This window comes from Carboxylicivirga mesophila (assembly GCF_018271975.1).
Lineage (GTDB): Bacteria > Bacteroidota > Bacteroidia > Bacteroidales > Marinilabiliaceae > Carboxylicivirga > Carboxylicivirga mesophila.
Map to the genome: position 1 here is coordinate 415,367 of NZ_JAGUCN010000002.1, position 22,059 is coordinate 437,425.

Here is a 22,059-nt window from a genome sequence, read left to right on the forward strand (position 1 = left end):
AGAAACTAAAAAGGGGGTTATGGGCGTAAATACCCAAGCGTTAATCGGTTACCGATTAAAAAAGAGGATGGCATCTTCGATGTTAATCCTTGTGTTGTTATTATTATCCGGAATTAAGGCCGTTGGCCAAATCTATCAGTACGACAATAAATGTACCGGAGGGGTCATTTATGCGTCAGAAGTATTGGCAAATGCTATTGGTGCAGGAGCCAATATCCCGCTGGCCGATCAAACCGGAGGTGTATTCGTAACCAGTGATCCTGATTTGATACTGGCAGGTAATGACGAAAATGCCATTATCTATGGAACCAAAGATGTGGGAGGTGGCCAGCGATTAGATTGGATTGTTAATGGAATAACCTACCGCATAAATATTAAAAAACTGCTTGGGAGTGCAGGAGCACCTATCGTTATAGATTTTTATACCAACACTCCTGATGTTTGTATAATCCCTTATAATGCAATCGTTTATGTGACCATTCAAGGAGGTAGTTCTTACTATGATATAACCATTACTGATGAGACAAATGCAGTTATTACAGAGCTGTTTAATGTCAGTACGAATATTACCAATTACCCTATTAATTTAGGTAATTTTTCAACCGATAAAATATTTACTATTAAAGCTGTTTCGGACGGGGGAGCCTGTGTTGCCGATGTTTCAGCTGTTATGCCAGTCTCTTTTACAGCTTCAAATATTCCACAGACTTATCAGTTGCAGGATATTAATGGTAACACATATGCAACTGGCTGTTCAAGCACTGGTGTTGACTTATATCTATCAAATAGCGAAGATCAGGTTACCTATAACGTTTATAGTGGTGGAACACATGTGTTAGGGCCTATAAATGGAAATAATACAGGTAATAAACTGTTTTTGGGTACTGTTAATACCATTGGTATAACTTCTTATTATTTAGAGGCTACACATAATGGCTCAGGTTGTCAAACAACTATGGGTAATATGACTGTCAATCTGGCAAGTGCCCCGGTTGCCAGTATTGCTCCAGGAACCATATTTGAAAAATGTTTCGGTGCTCCGGATCAGTTTGATATCACGCTCAATATTTCCCCAATTGATCAGGGACCATGGAACGTTGTGATTACCGACGGTACCAATGATTATGCATTTGTGGCTAATACCTATGATGATGCCTGGCGTACGCCAAATATACAAGCTACAACAACTTTTACCATCAAGTCTATTGTTGATAAGAACGGATGTGTTAATACCGTCAATAATGGCTCTGCGCAAATAACGGTTAATCCTAAACCTGCGGTTACGTTAGTAGGACCCGACAGGGTTTGTATGGGTAATTCAATCAACCTGGGGACTTCTGTGGCACCGGTTGGAATAGTTATAGTTGATTATGATTGGAGCACAGGAGCTAAGGGACCTGGACTTGATAATATTAATGTAACGCCTAGTATTCAGCCTATCCATACTTATGATGTTACGGTAACATCAGATAAAGGTTGTGTAGGTTCAGCTGTCAAAAATATTACCGTTAATTCGCTGCCTGCCGTTTCGTTTACTTCTCCTAAGTATACTTTCTGTCAGGATGATCCATCGGTGACACTATCCAGTGTGCCTGCCGCGGGAGGTAGTTACAATATTGGTTCAGCAGTATTTGATCCATCGATTATGCCAGTTGGAAGCCAGAGTGTAACTTATACATACACCGATGTAACGACGGGCTGTACCAATAGCGATACCAAGTTATTTACTGTTAATCCTGTGCCAAATGTTTCTATTACAGGGCTTAATGCTTCTTATTGCGCTGACGCAGGTGTTTTGACCATGCAAGGTAACCCGCCCGGTGGTGGAGCCGTTCCGTTTGGCAGTTTCACTTGTTTTCCTAATGGAGGCTTCTTTAATGATAATGGTGACGGTACAGCTGATTTTAATACTGTTCAGGCAGTAGCAGACCAAGGGCCTGGTGATTATTACTTCTCCTATACTGCTGTTAACTCATTGGGTTGTGATGCCACTGCTACCGAAAGAGTAACAATTAATGCAGATCTGAATGCAACCGTTAATTATACCGGTCTGGCTAATTTCTATTGTGGCGATAATCCTGCACAGGATGTCACCTTAACAGGCAATGTGCCAGGCGATGGCATTTTTACCATTCTACCAGCCTGGGCTGCAACAGGAGCCGATCCTGCTTTTGTAGACAATGGCAACGGAACTGCGACTTTCAATCCTTATAAAGCTGGTGGTGGTACCTTTGATATTACCTATGAATATACTGATGCTACCGGTTGTACAGGACGCAGAACCTATTCAACCACAGTGGGAGCCACACTGGTGTTTAATCTGGATGGCCAAACGTTTTGTCAGGGTGATCCAGTTCAGACACTAACGGCTACTCCTGCAGGAGGCTACTTCTCAATTCAAGCACCTAATGGCACGGTTCATTCGCCAATTGCCAATGGCAACAGCACCTGGTTTGATCCGTCTACACGGATGGATGGTATTTATCAGATAACATATCTTTATGACAATGGTACTGGTTGTTTGACCTCTCAAACATACCCTGTTGAGATAAAAAAAGCACCATATCCGGATTTCAGTATTGAAGGAACTGGTAAGTACTGTGAACAGCAGGGACCAGTTAAACTGACCAAGGTAACATCTAATCCGGGTGTATTTACCGGAACAGGCGTTACAGAAGTAAGTAATGTCTACTATTTCAATCCGGATATTGCCGGAGAGGGAATTCATACAATTACTTTTACCACCGATAGCTTGGGTTGTCGCTCGGTAAAAACCATGGATGTGGAAGTGGTTACATCACCTGTGCTTGATATTCAGGTAGACCCATCACTTACCTATTGTGATAATGAACCTGGTGTGGTGATTGAAGGATTGGTTGATGGTACAGCCTCATTAACAGGTAACTTTACCAGTGCTACTAACCCAGGTGGTGATTATCTGGTGCTCAATGAATATGCAGCTGAGGGCATTGCCCTCAATGATGGCAAAGGTTGGTTAAATCCGGGAGTGGGGCCTGGTAATTATGCTGTTACATACATTTATGAGAACCCGGGTAATGGCTGTATTTATCAGCATACCGAAAATATTCAGATACTGCAATCCGACGGTGCCAACTTTAATGGTATCAGTGACGGTGCTGTGCTGTGTCAGGGAACTGGCATTGTCAACTTATACGGATTACTACCCAATGGTGGCACAGGACGATTCCCAACTCAGAATCCAGCCGATCCAACGCCAGATCCAACAGCCGATCCGGATAAAAACACAGGTGTCATTAATTCAGGAGCGCTGGATGGGGAAGCTTATTTTGATACACGATTATTATCTCCAGGGAATTATACTTTATTATATGAATATACCAATGCTGCAGGATGCACTAATTACAGCGAAAAGAACTTCACCATTGTTGAAGGACCTGTAGATGTTTACCAGGTGACTGGTGGTGGTGCCTACTGTGTGGACGATCCTGTTGCTACTAAGGGTGTTTTTATTGGTATTGACGGTTCTACCGCGGGGGTAACTTATGAGTTACGATTAGGTGGTACACCCGTTCAAACCAAGACCGGACCAGTTGGTGGAGGCCCAATGAATTTTGATAACCGCGTGACAGCTGTTGGTACCTACTCCGTGTGGGCAAGGCTTGGAGGTTGCGAAGCACCAATGTCAGGTAATGTAAATGTTGAGTTGTATGACTTGTTGCTTCAACTTGATGGTGTCAATGCAGTGAAGCATGTCACTTGTTTTGGTGCTAACGATGGGGAGGTAAAATTAATAGCTTCCGGCGGAAGTGGTAACTATACATTTGAGTATAGTTTGAATGGTGGTGCATGGACTGTGAATCCGAATACTACACCAGACCACTTTATTAATCTGGTACCTGGAGATTATCAGTTCAGAATTACCGATCAGTCAGGTACAGCATGTGCCTTACCAGCTGGAAGAGAGGTGAATGTAACCATCAATTCTGCTGCTGCAGCTTTGAATGTTGTTTATACTCAGCTAAGTAAAAACGGTTGTGATTGTGCAGCCAGCCCTGCAGACTGTGATGGTGCTGCACTGTTAACCATTTCAGGAGGAACGAAATTTACCGACCTGGTAACTTATCCAAGTGGTTACCTGGTTGAGTGGCCGGCAACGGTGACTAACCTGAGTGCCGACCTGTTAACAGCGACGCAGTTGTCAGAAGGAACTTATACCGTAAATGTGACTGATGCCAATGGTTGTACTTCTTCGGTTATTGTAACAATTGAGAAAGAAGCCGACTTGACATTAGTACTTAATAGTCAGGATGATAATCAGTGTTTTGGGGTTAATGCGGCTAAGGCGAGAATAACAGCCACAGGTGGTTCAGGTCAGTATCGGTATTCATACGATGGAGGAACAAACTGGACATTACCTACAGCTTCAACTACTTATGAAACTGGTACTTTATCAACAGGCAACCATACCATATTAGTTAGAGACAGCGAACATCCGCATTGTACGGCCGGTTTTACAGTTACCATTGTTGGCCCAGCCAGTGGTTTAACCGTTGGTGTAACCCCAACGGGCGAAACATGTGTTGGCGATGCTGACGGATATATTACCTTGAATATCACCGGAGGTACAGCACCTTATCGCTACCAGATGGATGGTGCAGGGGCCATTTTGGCTGTGCCGCCTACCTTCGAAATTCATGGAATTACCAATGGTGCTCACACAATTACTATTTTAGATGGCAATGACTGCTCTGTTAATGAGGTGTTTACCATAGAAAAAGCACCGGTAATCGATTTAAGTGGTGACGTTACAAATGCAACATGTGATAGTAATAATGATGGTAAGGTGGTGCTTACAGCGAATCCTGCCAATGTTAATTATGTTTACTCAAGAGATGCAGGTGCCAACTGGCAATCGTCACCAGTTTTCGATTTTCTTTCGGCTGGTACGTATAATTTTATCGTACAGGATAATGTAAAAGGTTGTACCGCAGCTCTTAATAATATAACTGTTGCCGATGACCCGGCAATAGCAATTAATCCGGCTGCGGCTATTCAGCATGTTGTTTGTTTTGGTGAAGCCAACGGAGCATTTACAGCCTTGGCAACTGGTGGTCAGCCAACTGGCTCATTTGAATATGCAATTGCTACCGACGCAGGTGGAAATCCTATTTACCAGGATTCACCGATATTTAGTGGTTTACCGGCAGGTACTTACGATTTGTGGGTGCGCAATAAAGGTACACTATGTGAGGTGTATCAGTCAGACTATGTAGTTATCAACAATCCGGCCGCTCCACTTTCGGTATCCTTGAATAGCAAAAGCGATATTGAGTGTGTAGGCGGAAACACCGGTGAGATTGATATTGATGTAAATGACGGTTGGCCAGGTTATACATACCAGTGGCGCAACAAAGCGACCAACGAAAATTTCGGAACCACACAGGATCTGAATCAGGCAAATGCAGGTAAGCGAATTGCCGGAGCAACCTATGAAGTGGTGGTAACAGATCTGAGAGGTTGTACCTTTACTTTTGAAGAAACGGTTACTGAACCTTTGGCCTGGAACGCTACAGTGACGACGACACCAAACACGATCACCAATGCAGCGACCGATCCCTCCATTATTGGAAATGGAACAGCAGCATTATCACCAGTTAGTGGCGGTAGCGATCCGGCTACGTATACATATGAGTGGTTTACCAGTACCAACACTTCGATTGCAATAGGTGTTACGTCAATTGCTAATTTGGATCCGGGAAATTACTACGTTATCATTACTGGTAGTGTAGTGGGTTGTGATCACCGGGTAGATTTTGTGATTGGTGATACAACAGTTCCTTTGGCTTTCGACCTGGCAAAAGTTGATGCAGCCTGTAATGGTGAAAATGGAAAATTGCTCATCTCGATTACTGGCGGAACACCTGACTATACAATTCAATATCAGCGAAATGCTGATCCGGTTCAATCAATTTCCGGAACATCAGCCAATTACCATGAAATAGCTGGGGCAGCCGGAACCTACACGGTAACTGTGCTCGATAACAGTGGTGGAACTGTAACGCAAACTATTACAATTACACAGCCTGTCGCCTTTACTGTTAATGGAATTGAAAACTACGATAATTGCGAAGCGGAGATTGATGTAACTATATCTGAAACGGACAATTACCGTGTTACCTGGGTGGTGCCAGCTGGTGCACCTGCCATTGCTGTACGAAATATTAATTCAGGTAATTCGTTTACTGAGAGTGGATTAACTTACGCTGGCGATTACATTGTAACCGTAGAGAATATTGCTTCAGGTTGTATTCAATCTGACATAATTACGTTACGTGAACCAAAATTAACTGTCGTTGAGGATCTTACACAGCATAAGGATTTACTGTGTAATGCGGCCGATAATGGTTACCTGGCAGTCAGCATGACTGGAAGAGAGCCTGGACACGTCTTTAATTATGTTTGGCAGAACCTGACCACAGGAGCACCGTCTATTGATACCGGCTCAACGCCTTCCATCGGATCAGCTCATGCAGTTGATGCCGGAGTATGGCAAGTAACTGTTACTTCATCTGATAATTGTGTGGCTGTGCTAGGTGGTATGATCATCACACAACCAGCTGCTCTCACTTTATCAGATCCACTTGTTAAAAATATCACAACCTGTTCTTCACATGATAATGGTCAGGTTGAAGTTTCTGTGAGTGGGGGAACAGCGCCATATACCGTAACTGTTACCAATGGAACTATTACTAGAACAGAAACGTTATCTGTATCTGCATTTACATTTACAGATCTGCCGGCCGGAAGCACTTATACCGTTAGTGTTACTGATGATAATGCTTGTGCACCAGTTACTAAGCCATTTGTTATTACAGCTCCTCAAGCTGTAAGTCTTACAAATGTGACTGGTACCATTTCGTGCTTTGGACCAAACGATGGTGTAATTTCATTTGATATCACCGGCGGTGTTCAGGATGCAGGTAATAATCATAATGTATACGATTTGGTGATTACAGGCGACAATGGTTTTAACCTCGGTACGCAAATCGATGTTCTCGCGATTCCATCGTATACCTTTAGTTTACCAAGCTTAGCACCAGGAACTTATACTATTAGAGTATGGGATAACCTGGCAACAGTGGATCCAACAAGCGCGTGTCCCGATCCGGCTTATGAAACCAGTGTGACATTATCACATCTGGAGGTGACAGAATCAATTATTAATAAAACCTGTCCAGGTGGCGTTGATAATGGGTCTATAGAGTTAACTATTATTGGTTCAGGTAATTATACGTGGGTATGGACGTATCCGAATGGAACAACTGTAAACTCGCCGGGTATCATTAGTCAGTATAATTTAGGAGCTGGCACCTACATCCTATCACTTACAGATGTTGATCGCGGATGTACATTACCTCCTTTAACGTATACTGTAGATTACGATCGCCAGGTCGAAATTACCAATTGGGATTTAAAAGATGTAGACTGTTATAATCAGGCCAATGGTTCGATTACTAACATTATTCATACGGCCAGTGTGCCACCGGTTTATACATGGACAGGAGTAGCAGCTGGTAATGAGAATCTAACAGAGCAGACGAATCTGGATGTTGGATTTTACCAACTGGAGATTAGGGAACCTGGAACAGGGTGTTCGGCCATTGAAACATTTGAGATCAAACAACCTGAAAATCTACATTTTAATTTGTTAAATGCCTTAAGTTGTTCACCATTCAATCAACGAATATATGTAGATGGATTAGTTGGGGGCAATGGTGTAATTGCTAATTATACTTACAGATGGATAGGACCGGATGGTAACTTGTTACCTGATGTGACTGATAATATTGATGTTACACAAGAGGGTTTGTACACGGTTACAGTAACAGATGAATTAGCCAAGTGTAGCCTGACTAAATCAATAAGCATCGAAGGTGAGATGTCTGTTGTGATTACCAAACAACAGAATGTCAGTTGTTTTGGTCTTGCTGATGGTGCAATCGAAGTGAGCATTCTGGGAGGCCCATCAGACAGGCAGTTTGTGTATAACTGGGAAGTATTTGATGGTACGAACTGGGTAAATACCGGGGCGCCAACAGCTAATGCTTCTCTTACAAATATTACGAAAGGAACTTATCGCGTTGTTGTAAGTGCAGTTGACGCCATAAACTATCCATGTTCTGTTACTTCATCTGATATCGTTATAACAGAACCGCTTGAAATCCAATATGTAAATATTAATCCGATTAATATTACTACGTGTTCGAGCGCAGCAACAGGCGCAATTGAATTAGCTGTTACTGGAGGAAGTGGTGTTTATTATTTAGATTATACAGGTGATAATGTGACTGATTTGGTATCTAATGACGGCTTGTTCAGGGTTGATAACCTGACAGCCGGACTCTACCAGTTAAGATTAAGTGACTCAAATGGTTGCGTAACAAATCCTGTGATTAAAGATGTAACTATTAATGCTCCTGATCCACTGGTATTAACATTGGATAATACAGCCACAACAATTGCTTGTGATACGGAAGGAACCGGAGCGATAGTATTTGATATTCATGGCGGTAACAAAGATGCTGGTGGTAATCCTCATTACGAAATAACTGTAACTGGCGAAACAACTCGAAATGTTATAACTGAAGGGACTGTAACTTATACTGGCTTGAATTCAGGAATCTATGTTATTAAGGTAGTAGATATGCTGGCTTCAACACAGTCGGCCTGTACTCAGCTTGAAGAAACTGTTAATCTGGAGCTATTGACGGTTGATGGTTTAGTCATAGATAATACCTGTGCTTCAACTACCAATAATGTGGGAGCTATCCGAAATATTACCATCAGCGGTGCAACTGATTACGATTGGGATTGGGATGAAGTTAATGGCAACGTAGTGAGTGATAACAACTCACTAAACCAGGAGAATTTAGCGGCAGGTACCTATATATTGAATGTGACTGATAATGACCGAGCTTGTACCATCTCCAAAGAGTTCATTGTTGGGGAAGATATTACTTTGAATATTACCGGAGTAGCTGTGCCTTTAACATGCTATGGGGCTAATGATGGTAAAATATCTGGTGTAAATATTACAGGTACAGTTGATTATACCTTCAATTGGTCAGGACCTGGTCCGGTTGATAATACCCGCATTGATGGTCAGGAGAATCTGGAACCTGGCTCGTACTTGCTGGAAGTTATTGACAATACTAATGGTTGCCGCGTTAATCAGACCTGGTTGATAGAAGAGTCTCCAGAAATTACTTATGATCTGGAATTTGTCGTAGAAAGTTGTGATCCTTATGAGCGTGGTATTAATGTACTTAATCCGACTGGAGGTAATACCAGCTCGCCTGCTGATTTTAGTTATACATGGCGAGGCCCTGGTAACGTGGTTTATAATGGCCAGAACCTTACTGGATTAACAGTAGGCGGCACCTATACGGTGACTGTTGCGGATAATAATTGCGCAGTAACAAAGTCAATTGATGTGCCTAAAGAGTTGGTGATTACACCCACTATTACAGAATTAAATTGTAATGGTAATGTCAATGGTGCCATCGCCATCAGTATAACAGGAGGATCGGGTAACTTCAGTTATCAGTGGACAAGAAATGGAGTAGCCTATAGTAATAACCTCGATATTAGTGGGCTTGATGCCGCAACATATGAATTAACCGTTACAGATAATACAGAAACAGACGGAAGTAATTGTACTTATATCTGGTCCTACGATCTAAATTCGCCAGCTCCTATAATAGTGACTGGCACAGCAACGGATATCATTTGTAATGGTGATGCCAATGGACAGATAGCCATTAATGTAAGTGGTGGTTCAGGTATTTATACATATACCTGGACAAGCGTTGATGGTAGTGGTCTGGTGGCAGCAGACCAAAATCAAACCGGCCTGTCGGGAGGTACCTATACGGTTGTTGTTGAAGATGCTAATGGTTGTGTATCTGCACCATTTGATTTTACGGTTAATGAATTTGAGGCCATTGACTTTACATTTATACCAACAGATGCCGATTGCGACGGAGCTAACGGAGCTATTGATGTAACGCCTTCAGGTGGAAGTGGGACCTATGCCTACCACTGGAGTGCCAGCGATGGTGGCGTGGTAAGTGCCGCCGATAAAGATCAGGAAGACTTAAGTGGTTTGGTAAGTGGTACGTATACGCTTAAAGTGTGGGATGCCGATCCATTGGAAAACAGAACAAGTTGTTTTATTGAAAAAACGATACAACTAACCAAGCCAATTACAATTGAACCAACGGTGAAGAACCAGACATGTGCAGGTACTGAAAATGGTGAAATCGGTATTATTGTAAATGGTGGTACTGCCCCCTATTCATTTGTTTGGTCAACGGCCGATGGCAACGCGGCCAAATTGGATGTCAATGCTCAAAATCAGAGTGAACTTTCAGCGGGTACTTATACGGTTGAAATAACTGATTCACGTACAGTTGCTTGTGTGAAATCCTTTGACATTGTGGTGGGTGTTGACTCTAATATCGAAATAATCAGTAATGTGTCACCGGTAAATTGTAACGGTGGAACCGATGGCAGTATCGCCTTAGTGCAGGTATCAGGTGGGCTGGCTGGTAACTATAGTTACAACTGGACGGGTTCAGGTACAGGGATTATACAGGGGCAACGTAACCAAAGTGGCCTGAGCGCCGGTAACTATGTTGTTACTGTAACAGATGATGACACTGGTTGTAATATTCAGGAAGCATTTACAGTGAACGAACCATCTGTATTATCAGTAAGTGTTGATAATCTGGTTGATGTACTATGTAAAGGTGATTTAAGCGGTGAGATAAGTGTTGTGGCAAGCGGGGGTACACCATTCATTAACGGAGCTGGAAATCCTTACTATGAATACGTATGGATTGGGCCATCTGCTAATCTTATTCAGGATTCAGATACGCAAACCGGCCTTGTAGCCGGTGACTATACGGTAACAGTTAAAGATGCCAATGGCTGTAGCTCTGCCACACTTGATATTGAAATCCAGGAACCAGCAACAGCTTTATCTGCAACATTGGATAATGTGATAGATGTAAGTGCCACAGGTGGTAACGATGGACAAATATTCATTACTGTAAGTGGTGGAACTGGTGGAAAAAATATCGCCTGGACAGGTATTGATCTGTTGGGTAACCCAATAGCTGGTATTACGCAAAATACGGTTAATCCGCGCGACTTGGTGGCTGGTAGTTATAAAGTTGTCGTTACAGATGATAATGGCTGCGATGTAACCATTGATGGTATTGTTGTGGAAGAGCCCAATATGCCACTGACCATGACTGTATTGATCGATAACATACGACCATGTCATGGTGATGGAAACGGGGCTATTTCTGTAACAGCTAACGGAGGTACCGCTCCATATACCATTACACTTTACGACTCAGGTAATAATGTGATTCAAACCGTTAATGCTGACGCCTTGAGTCAAAACAACCTGGCAGCAGCTGTCTATCGTGTTGAGATAAGCGACAACGGAGGTAATACCATCAGTCGAAATGATTTGGCGATTACTGAGCCTGCACCATTAGTAATTACAGCTGCTATAACGCAAGACGTTGATTGCTATAATGCCTCAACCGGTGCCATGAATTTCCGTGTTGAAGGTGGTGTACCTGATGCTTCAGGCTACTACAAAGTAACCGTTACAGGGCCACAAGGTTATCGTAGTGAATTAGATAATATCGAAGAGGGAATTGATTATCCATTAAATAATCTGCCGGCAGGAGGCTATTGGCTGTCTGTTATTGACGATAGCAATGGTGATGGAGCCTTTGTGTTAAGCGATAATTGTTCGGCACAAATAACAGCTACTATCAATCAATTGAGCGCCATTGTGGATGTGGATAATGATGCGACTATATGCGTGGGTCAAACGGCCAGCTTACAATTGACCGTTAGTAATTATCCGGTGAGCGCAGCCAACCCATTGGATGTTACTTTAAGCGATGGAACAACAGCTACTCTTACTGGCATTAGTACTGTGGTGGATGTTACGCCGATTGTAAGCACTGTATATTCGGTGGTTGATATCGAAGATGGCAGTGGATGTCCGAAAGGGCCTGGTAATAATGGCAGCAGTGCTACGGTAGTAGTAAATGAGCAACCAATCGCTCAATTGTCGTTGGTAGGTGATGGTGAGATTTGTGAAGGCGAAACGGCATCATTGCGTATACGTTTAGTGGAAGGCGTATCGCCATGGTCGGTGACCTATACCGATGGTGTAACATCTACCACGCTGAATAATATTAATACGGCAGATCGAAGCACGATTGTCAATGTATCACCTGTGAGCAATACAACCTATAGCCTGGTGTCGGTAACCGATGACAATGGCTGTTCAGGATTAGTGGCAGGAATAGTGGATATTATAGTTAATGAGTCTCCATCTGTGACAATGGCTGTATCAGGCAGCACGACGGTTTGTCAGGGCACAGCTTCAGCTTTAGAATTTACATTCCCAACAGGTTCGCCAGATTACAGTGTCACCATCAGTGAAAATGGGGTTAATCGCACCTTTAATGCTACACCTTTAACAGGTAATACATACGAATTACCAATTTCACCATCTGTAACAACTAATTACCAGTTGGTGGCAGTGGCCGATTCAAAAGGGTGTAGTGTGCCAATTAACGGAGGTACAACTTTGACCATTAATGTGGAAAATAATCCGGCTGCTGCCGGCGTTATTACCGGTGATATGGTGGCTTGCCAGGGAAGTACAGGTACCTATTCGGTAGGTGCTATTGCAGATGCCGATACTTACTTGTGGACTGTTCCGGCAGCTATGGGAACTATCATTACTGGCAATGGTACAAATACCATCACCGTTGAGTTCTTGAATTCATTTACAGGTAGCGGCTTAATCACAGTGAGCGGCGTAAATAGTTGTACTACTGGGGCTAATTCATCGATTGGTGTAACAGCCAGCTTGCTGCCGGCTAAACCTAATATACCAGCGGGTCCCGTAAATATTTGTGAAACAGAAACGGGGCTCAGGTACCGCATTGATCCGGTTATTAATGCCAGCTCTTATAGCTGGTCTATCCCTGAAGGTCTTGAATTTATTGGTGATAATACAGGTACTGAAGTTGAGCTTCAGGTGAAACCTGCCTATAATAATTTTGTTGGTGAGGTAAAAGTGACGGCTACCAATGCTTGTGGTGATGGACCTGAGTCTGATCCTTTATTAGTAACTGTTTCGCCATTACCTGTGGCCAACGCAGGAACCGATGAGTATGGTGTTTGTGCTTCTACACATCAGCTGAATGCGGTTGATCCTGGTGTAGGTTTCACGGGGCAATGGACAGTTGCAGCAGGAACAGCCCGTATAGTAGCTGGCGAAGAGAACCTCTTTAATGCTAATGTTACAGGTATTTCCCATGGTGAGAATACCTTCGTTTGGACGGTGACCAATACAGCAACAGGCTGTTCATCATCCGACGAGGTTAGCATCTTTAACGATCAGGTGGTCATAAGTGCTTCCGCTGATAATAACACAGTGTGTGACGGTGAAGTAACAGTTACTGGTACGCCTGTTTATACAGATGCCAGTCATGGTTATTGGACCGTCATAGTGGGGAGTGGAAATATAGAAACGCCTTCTGCATCAATAACGCGTATCACTAATTTAGGTGATGGCCTGAATACCATTGAATGGACTATTGTTAAGAATGGCTGTGAAAGTAAAGCGACTGTCGATGTGTTTAATAATCAGCCAACTGTGCCGGTCATCTACGATAAGGATGGTAATCCGGCCACTGTAATTGATTTGGTATGTGGTGAGAACTTTACTGATATATCTGCCACAGCACCTGTGCTTGCAGGTGAAGTTGGTACATGGCGGGTAGTTTCCGGTTCGGCCAATATTGGTGCTAACCCCAATGCTGCCAATATCAATGTGACTGATGTGGCCCTTGGCGAGACAACCATTACGTACACCATGCAGAACGGTTCATGTATTGAAGTTGCTACTGTAGTGCTTCGCAATAATAAACTGAATGTGTTTGCAGGCGATGATGTTACTCAATGTGATGATGTGTATACCCTTGGTGCTACTGTGCCAGGTGCTGGAGTAACTGGCCAGTGGTCTATTCCTGCGGGAATGGGATCGGGCATATTCAACAATGGTAATAGTCCTGTGGCCACCATAAGTGATTTGGGCAGGGGGGCTAATACTCTTCGCTGGACATTGAACAAGAACGGATGTGAAAGTTCCGACGAGGTTGTGATAACCAATAATTCATCTACAACTGCTTCGGTAGGAGCCGCGCAAACCATTTGTGCCTACGAAGCTGTGCTAACAGGTAATACGCCATTAGCAGCCATGGGCGAAAAAGGCTTCTGGTCGGTTATTAAAGGTTCAGGTAGCTTTGATGATGTCAGTGCACCTGATACGAAGGTGAATGGTTTGTCTCATGGTGAGAATATTTTCCGTTGGACGATTGTTCATAATGGCTGTTCTTCATCTGCCGATCTGATTGTCAATAACCTGCATGTGGATGTATATGCTGGCAAAGACACAATTATTTGTGGAAAAACAGTGACATTGAACGCCAATACACCGTTACCAGGTCATACAGGTGAATGGTCGTTAATTGCAGGTGAAGGTGGTGGTACTTTCAAACCAGAAGATATTAATAATCCAAGCATCTTAATCGGAGGATTGGATTACGGCCGTAATGGTTTTGTATGGACCATTAATAATGCAGGATGTACATCATCTGATAGCATATTTGTGACCAATAACAATCCTTATTACCTCGATTCAAATGGGGATAAACGAGAAATTTCAGCCGGTGACCCCATTTACGTGAATAGTCCTAACGCCGTAATGGTAGCAGATACACCGGAAAGTCCGGGAACTGGTATCTGGTCATTGGTATTAGGCGGCGGTGATATTGATGATCCTACTAATCCTGGTACATTAATTACAAACTTGAGACAAGGAGAAAGTATATTCCGCTGGACGGTGACTAACGGAACCTGTAGTTATTTCTCTGATGTAACCATTACCAATGGAGCTGTTGAGCAGGCAAATGCCGGTCAACGCGATACTACTTGTACGGGTGAAATCAAACTGAACGCGAATGAGCCTATCAATGCTTTAGGAGAATGGAGCGTACTGGTTGGTAATGGTAATTTTGAGGATAAAACTAAGTTTAACACCGTTGTTACAAACTTGGATAAAGGCGAAAACCATTTTGTATGGACACTATACAATGGTAGTACACAATCGAAAGATACAGTGGTGATTGTTAACAACATTGTGGCACAAGCTTATGCAGGCTTAGACAAGGCTATCTGTAATACTGATACCTTTGAGTTAAGTGCTATCGCACCGGAGCCAGGCCGTGGCGTCGTGCAGTGGTCAGTAGTTAGCGGAGGCGGTTTGTTCGACGATGTGGCATCTCCATCAACCATTGTGAGAGACTTAGGTCAAGGAGCTAATGTGTTGAAGTACCGCATATCTTTAGGTAGGTGTTATTCTGAAGCATATATCACAATTTCAAACAATACACCAACGACACCAGATGCTGGTGAAGATCAAGTGATTTGTACAGATTCGATACAGTTATTACCTAATACACCTGCGTTTGGAACCGGTAAATGGAGTGTAGCAAGTGGTTATGCCGAACCGGATCCATTACTTAGGGATTGGGCCAAAAAACTGGCGCCAGGTGAAAACCTACTGGTGTGGACCATTGATAATGAGAACTGTAAGCTTTCTGACACCATTAAGGTGCAGAATAATCAACCGTCAGTAGCTTTTGCAGGCCACGATAGAGAAGTTTGTGAAAGTGAGGTTGTGCTTTCAGCTAATAATCCTGAGCAAGGTGTTGGCCGCTGGGAGTTGGTAGCTGGTTCGGGTACTATTACTGATGTAACTGACCGCAACACCCTTGTAACTGGTTTAGGTAATGGTGTCAATCGATTCCGATGGATTATCGACAATAATGGATGTATCTCAACTGATGAAGTGGATATCCACTTCAACCTGATTGAGGCCTTTGCCGGATACGATGATGTAATTTGTGAAGATTATAAAGTGCTTTCTGCCAATGCTGCTTTTCCGGGTACAGGAACCTGGGGTGTTGAAGCAGGTGCCGGAACGGCTATATTTGACGATCCAAGCGATCCATATACTACTGTAAGAGGATTGCAGCCAGGGCCAAATGAGCTGCTTTGGACAATTAATTATGGTGGCTGTTCATCAACTAGTAAAGTGATTATTACGAATGATAGTCCATCACCAGCTTTTGCAGGCGATAATCAGTCATTGTGTGTGAGTAATTCAACAGTGCTCTCTGCTAATGATCCGGCCAGGGGTGAAGGTGAGTGGACTATATTGAATGGCTCAGCCTCATTTAGTAGTATGATTGAGCATAATCCAACTGTCACAGATTTAGCCTTTGGTGATAATATCTTCCGCTGGACAGTTACGCATAATAGTTGTGTTTCAGAGGCAGATGTAATGGTAAGCTTTAATCGAATTGATGCTTTCGCAGGTGATAATCAGGAGCTGTGTTCTGATGAAGTGCAACTGGCTGCCAATACAGCTAACCCAGGCATGGGAACATGGACCATAGTAGGTGGTACCAGTCAGGCTGTCTTTGAAGATATTAATAATCCTAATACAAAGGTTAGTAATCTTGCTAAAGGTGCCAATGTACTGCGATGGACCATTAATTATCGTGGTTGCGAAACCAAGTCAGAAGTGGTTATGACCAATAATTCACCAAGTACAGCTTATGCAGGTAACCTGCAGGAATTGTGCGTAGATAACACTACACTAGATGCGACTATTCCGATGCCAGGTGTTGGAGCATGGGATGTGTTAATGGGATCAGGTACTATTGCCGAAGTGAACAATGCTAAAACGGCCGTTACTGGTTTGTCAAAAGGCGATAATGTGTTCAGATGGACCGTCACCAATGGTGTTTGTACTTCTACCGATGAAGTGCGCATCATCAATAACGAACCATCGGTACCTTATGCAGGAAAGGATGAGGAGAGTTGTCAGAACTTTATGAGCTTGAAAGCAGAAGCACCATCCTTTGGTAGTGGTTTGTGGAGTATTGAGCAAGGCGGAGGTAATTTTGACGATCCAACCAGCCCAACAGCTACAATATCGAACCTTAATCCGGGCGCCAATATTCTAAGATGGACCATTACACAGGGACAATGTGAACTGAGCCATTCAATTACTGTAACTAATAATGCTGCAGCTGTAGCTAATGCAGGTCCCGATGTTCAGGATTGTAAAGACTGGTCAGCGCTTGATGCTAATATTCCACCGACTGGTTTGGGTATCGGCGAGTGGTCACTGGTATCTGGTAAAGGTGAATTCGATGATATTTCGGGTGCCAAAACTACTATCCGTAACCTGGGATTTGGCGAGAATATTCTGATGTGGACCATTACCAATGGGGCATGTTTCTCATCTGATCAGGTGACTATCTTTAATAAAACACCAGACCAGGCAGCTGCAGGCGATGACCGCACTACCTGTGAAGATTATATTGTTCTTAATGCCAATATACCGGTTGATGGAGTTGGAGAATGGACAGTAGTAAGTGGTAGTGGTGCGTTTGATGATGCCACCAAGTACAATACCATGGTAACGGGAGTTGGCTATGGTGAAAATATCTATAAGTGGACGATTGCTTATGGTGATTGTGTTACAGAAGATGTGGTGGTTATTACCAGTAACAAAGCCTATCCGTTTGCCGGTGAAGATGATGTTACTTACGAGCCTGAATATGCCATGCAGGCGCAAAATCCTGGTACATTCAATGGTGTATGGTCTGTTGTAGCCGGAGGCGGTACTTTTGATGATCCAAACTTCTTTAATACAACTGTTCGTAACCTGCCGGCCGGAAAGAGTACCTTCCGCTGGACCATTACAACTGATGGGTGTGAGGCATATGACGATGTAATAATTGAATATAAAGAGGTGCCGGAAGCTGGCTTTACGGTTAATAACGAAGCTGGCTGCTTCCCATTGGAAGTGAAGTTTACCAACTATTCGGTAGGAGGTAGCGCGTTTACATGGGAGTTTGGTGATGGAGCCACCACAACTGAAAGAGGCCCTGTTTATACCTATCAGAATCCGGGAACATATACAGCTGTATTAACAGTGGAGGGGCCTGACGGTAATGATGCCATTTACACTCAGCAAATAATTGTTCATGATCATCCGGTAGCTGATTTCAATGTAGGACCTGAAATTGTGTACCTGCCGCAGGATGAAATCAGGTGTTATGATATGTCGGTTGATGCGGCCAGTTGGTTCTGGGAGTTTGGTGATGGCCAGACCTCTGCTGAGCAGAATCCATCATATACATACGCCAAAGAAGGAGTTTATTCCATCAGCCTGACTGTGCAGAATGAGTTTGGTTGCGAAAACAGGTATACGCAATCAGATGCTGTAACAGCGTTGTTGAGTGGCTTTATAGAGTTTCCTAATGCCTTTAAGCCACGTCCTGGAGGTGCAGGTAATTCGGGTACAATTGGCGAGCGAAATGACGCTATATTTAAACCTAAACACCGCGATGTTGAAGTTTACCACATTCAGATATTCAACCGTTGGGGACAGCTTATTTTTGAGTCGCACGATGTGGAAGAAGGATGGGATGGCAACTATAAAGGCCAACTGGCACCTCAGGCTGTATACGTTTATAAGGTAGCAGGTAAGTTTACCAATGGACGCGAGTTCAGCAAAGCAGGTAGTATATTATTAGTGAGATAAAAACCATGATAAACAATATGCACACATTTGAAAGAATACTTAGTTATCTTATAAAGAGCACTTTCGTCTTATTCTGTTTGCTGTCAATCAGTGTCAGGGCGCAAGATGTATCCTTTTCTCAAATGTATGCTACACCTATGTACCTGAGCCCTTCTTTTACAGGGCTCACACAAGGTACTCGAATGAGTTTAACGTATCGCGATCAATGGCCAGGTATTGCCAAAGCCTATCGTTCATATGCTTTGGCAGCCGACCATTTTTTTGATCAGTACAGCAGTGGTCTTGGCATTATGGTTTTGCGCGATGATAGTGGTAATGGTTTATTGGTAAGGCAGGATATTAGTGCGCTTTATGCCTATGAAATTGAAATTGCCCGGGATATATATGTCAGACCGGGTATTGAATTCATCTATAAAGAGCGTAACCTGAGTTTGCTGGATGCCATTTTTCCCTCTGACCAGGGAGATGGAGGTGTTGCCTTGCCCAGTGCCGGAAGTGGAAATAGCGAGTATAATCACAAGCAGTTTGATGCTGCTGCATCAGCCATGATTTATAACGATAACTTCTGGTTTGGTTTTGCCATGCATAATCTGGTAAAAAGCAATGTAGGCGTCACCGATATTGAAACCTATAATCCGTTTAAAACATCAGTGTATGGCGGCTATAAATACCGCTATAAAGATAAAGCCAGGCGTAACGATGAACAAAGTATTACACTTGCATTTAACTATCGTTTGCAACAAAACTTCAATCAATTGGATATCGGCACCTACTGGTATATTAATCCCATGGAATTGGGGTTGTGGTACCGCGGAATTCCGTTTGCTTCAAATGGAGGACTCATTAACAACGATGGCTTGATATTTATTCTCGGCATCAATGTGGGACCAGCGCGATTGGCATATAGCTATGACTGGACATTGTCAGAATTAAGTGGTTATAGCAATGGTGCCAATGAGTTGAGCGTAATCTATCGCTTTAACCAGTCGGTTAAGAAGCATAAATCGAGGGGCGCTATACCATGTAGTGCGCCTGGCTATAGTGGTTCAGGGTCGAAGTACCGAAGAAAAACACGTTCATTCTTCTAATCTTTGAGCTTGTTTAATCATTCCTAATAGCTTAGTCTGTTTTTGCTGATGTATCAAGAATAGCAGATAGTCAAATCACCTGCACTGTTCATTAAAAAAAAGGAGCAAATATTTTTATATGATGGGTAATCAGTTATATTTGTTCTCCGTTAAATTAAAGGTTAAATTTCACTAGGGAGAGTATGAAACAATTATCAACAGTGCTGAATGGCGTTTTATTAATTGCTGTTATTATATTATTTGTATTACATTTTAAAAGCACCGGAACTGACAATAATGCAACGGCTGCAGACGGACAAAGTGCAGGCGGAGAGTTTTTTCCTGTAGCCTATATTAATACAGATTCTTTACTTCTGCATTACTCATTTGCCAAGGAAGTTAACGAGCAACTGATGAGCAAAGAAGAAGCGTCAAGAGCTGATTTTAACGAAAAAGCCAGGGTGTTTCAGCAAGATGCTGTTGAGTTTCAGCGTAAAGTACAAAACAACGGTTTCTTGAGTATGGAACGTGCTCAAAAAGAGCAGCAGCGTTTGGCCAAAGCGGAGCAGGATTTAGCTCAGTTAAATCAAACACTAACCAATGAGTTGATGAGAGAGCAGGAAAAACTTAATCGTCAGTTGCGCGATACTTTAATCAACTATTTGGAAGAGTATAATAAGCAAAAGCCATACAAGGTGATTTTAAGCAATACACTTGGAGATAATGTGCTTTATGGCGCTGCAGGTGTTGATATTACCAACGAAATTGTTGAAGTATTAAATGCACGTCATGCTGCATCAAAAAAATAATTAATCTATTAATGATTGAAAGGCAGAGTTCGTCAGACCTCTGCCTTTTTTGGTTTTTATGGATATTCTTTTTCAAAAATATTTTGCTAAGCATCCGGTTCAACAGCAGTCAGTTGTCGAGAGTGCAATTAAAGTGGTGGTGCCTGTTTATCTAGAAGAAGATGATCTGCCTGTGTTGCTGGATAGTTTGAGTAATGCACAGTCAAAATCACGGCTTGAGGTTGAACTGATACTGGTATTCAATTATTCAGAACAGGCCAGTGAGACGGTGAAGGTCAGGCAGCATAACTTGTATAGTAATATAGATGCTCTATGTGAAAACTTACCTGTATCGCTGCGTGTAACCAAGCTCGAAGATTACAATGTGCCTAAAAAGCATGCAGGTGTTGGCCATGCACGCAAGGTTGGGATGGATTATGCAGCCTGGAGCTATGCCCAACATGGTATAAGCAATGGGCTTATAATATCACTGGACGCCGATTGTACAGTGGCCGAAAACTACTTCGAGCAAATAAACGAACATACCCATTCAAATGCATTAACAGGAGGTACCATCTATTTCGAGCATCCCTTAAATGGTGCATTACCTGACGATGTATACGAAGCCATTGCTGAATACGAATTGCATTTGAGGTATTATGTGAAGGCATTAAGATATGCTGGTTTTCCTTACGCTTTTCATACAGTTGGCTCATGTTTTTTTGTCACAGCCGAAGCTTATATAAAGGCAGGAGGGATGCCCCGCAAACAGGCAGGAGAAGACTTCTATTTCTTACAAAAAGTGATTCCTCAGGGCCATTTTAGTGAAGTCAACGTGACTGAGGTTTATCCTTCAGCCAGACCGTCCGACAGGGTGCCTTTTGGCACAGGGCCTTCCATTAACGAACAATTGCATTCAGGTATGGAATACCAAACCTACAACCTACAGGCTTTTATCGACCTGAAAGAGTTTCTGGATATTAAGGATGACCTTTATAAGCTGAGCCAGGACGACATCGATGAATTTACGCATCGACTACGCGGGCGTATGAGAAGTTATCTGGTGAATTCTGATTTTTTTACAGCTCTTAAGCCGATTAATGATAACTGTGCATCACTGGATGTATTCAGGAAGCGTTTTTACGAGGTTTTTAACGCATTTCGCGTGGTGAAGTACCTCAATTACACCCATACGCACTTTTTGGAAAAAATGCCTGTTTTCGACGCTGCTTTAAACCTATTGGAGCAAGGCTTTGAACAGTCTGCTGATGTATTTGAAACAAAGGAATTGCTGCAAGAATATCGCCTGATGGAACAAAAGCAGACTTATTCAATTTAATAAATAACTGATTTACTGCTTCAAATTTTATCGCAATAGTTCACTATTCCTCTAAAATTATTCATTGTAAATCAGCTCTTTATTTTAATCTGA

General features: G+C 42.8%; 4 protein-coding genes. All 4 read left to right on the forward strand.

What is annotated here, in order from left to right:
* Nucleotides 1–19: 19 nt before the first annotated feature.
* The 4 genes from KEM09_RS03700 to KEM09_RS03715 all read left to right on the forward strand — a co-directional run bounded on the left by KEM09_RS03700 (nt 20) and on the right by KEM09_RS03715 (nt 21,966).
* Entirely contained in the window at nt 20–18,772 is an 18,753-nt protein-coding gene (locus tag KEM09_RS03700; RefSeq protein ID WP_212225699.1) for a PKD domain-containing protein, read from the forward strand.
* Between the two features lie 17 nt (nt 18,773–18,789).
* Nucleotides 18,790–19,860 (forward strand): PorP/SprF family type IX secretion system membrane protein, encoded by a 1,071-nt coding sequence (locus KEM09_RS03705; RefSeq protein ID WP_212225701.1) that lies wholly within the window; start codon nt 18,790–18,792, stop codon nt 19,858–19,860.
* A 182-nt stretch (nt 19,861–20,042) separates the two neighbouring features.
* Nucleotides 20,043–20,648, forward strand: coding sequence for an OmpH/Skp family outer membrane protein (locus KEM09_RS03710; RefSeq protein ID WP_212225702.1), 606 nt, complete (start codon nt 20,043–20,045; stop codon nt 20,646–20,648).
* Between the two features lie 58 nt (nt 20,649–20,706).
* Nucleotides 20,707–21,966: a glycosyltransferase family 2 protein gene (locus KEM09_RS03715; protein WP_212225703.1), complete on the forward strand. Its 1,260-nt coding sequence runs from the start codon at nt 20,707–20,709 to the stop codon at nt 21,964–21,966.
* Nucleotides 21,967–22,059 lie beyond the last annotated feature (93 nt).

Coding starts and splice junctions, on each gene's coding strand:
- KEM09_RS03700 (WP_212225699.1), top strand. CDS start 20: ATGGGCGTAAATACCCAAGCGTTAATCGGTTACCGATTAAAAAAGAGG.
- KEM09_RS03705 (WP_212225701.1), top strand. CDS start 18,790: ATGCACACATTTGAAAGAATACTTAGTTATCTTATAAAGAGCACTTTC.
- KEM09_RS03710 (WP_212225702.1), top strand. CDS start 20,043: ATGAAACAATTATCAACAGTGCTGAATGGCGTTTTATTAATTGCTGTT.
- KEM09_RS03715 (WP_212225703.1), top strand. CDS start 20,707: ATGGATATTCTTTTTCAAAAATATTTTGCTAAGCATCCGGTTCAACAG.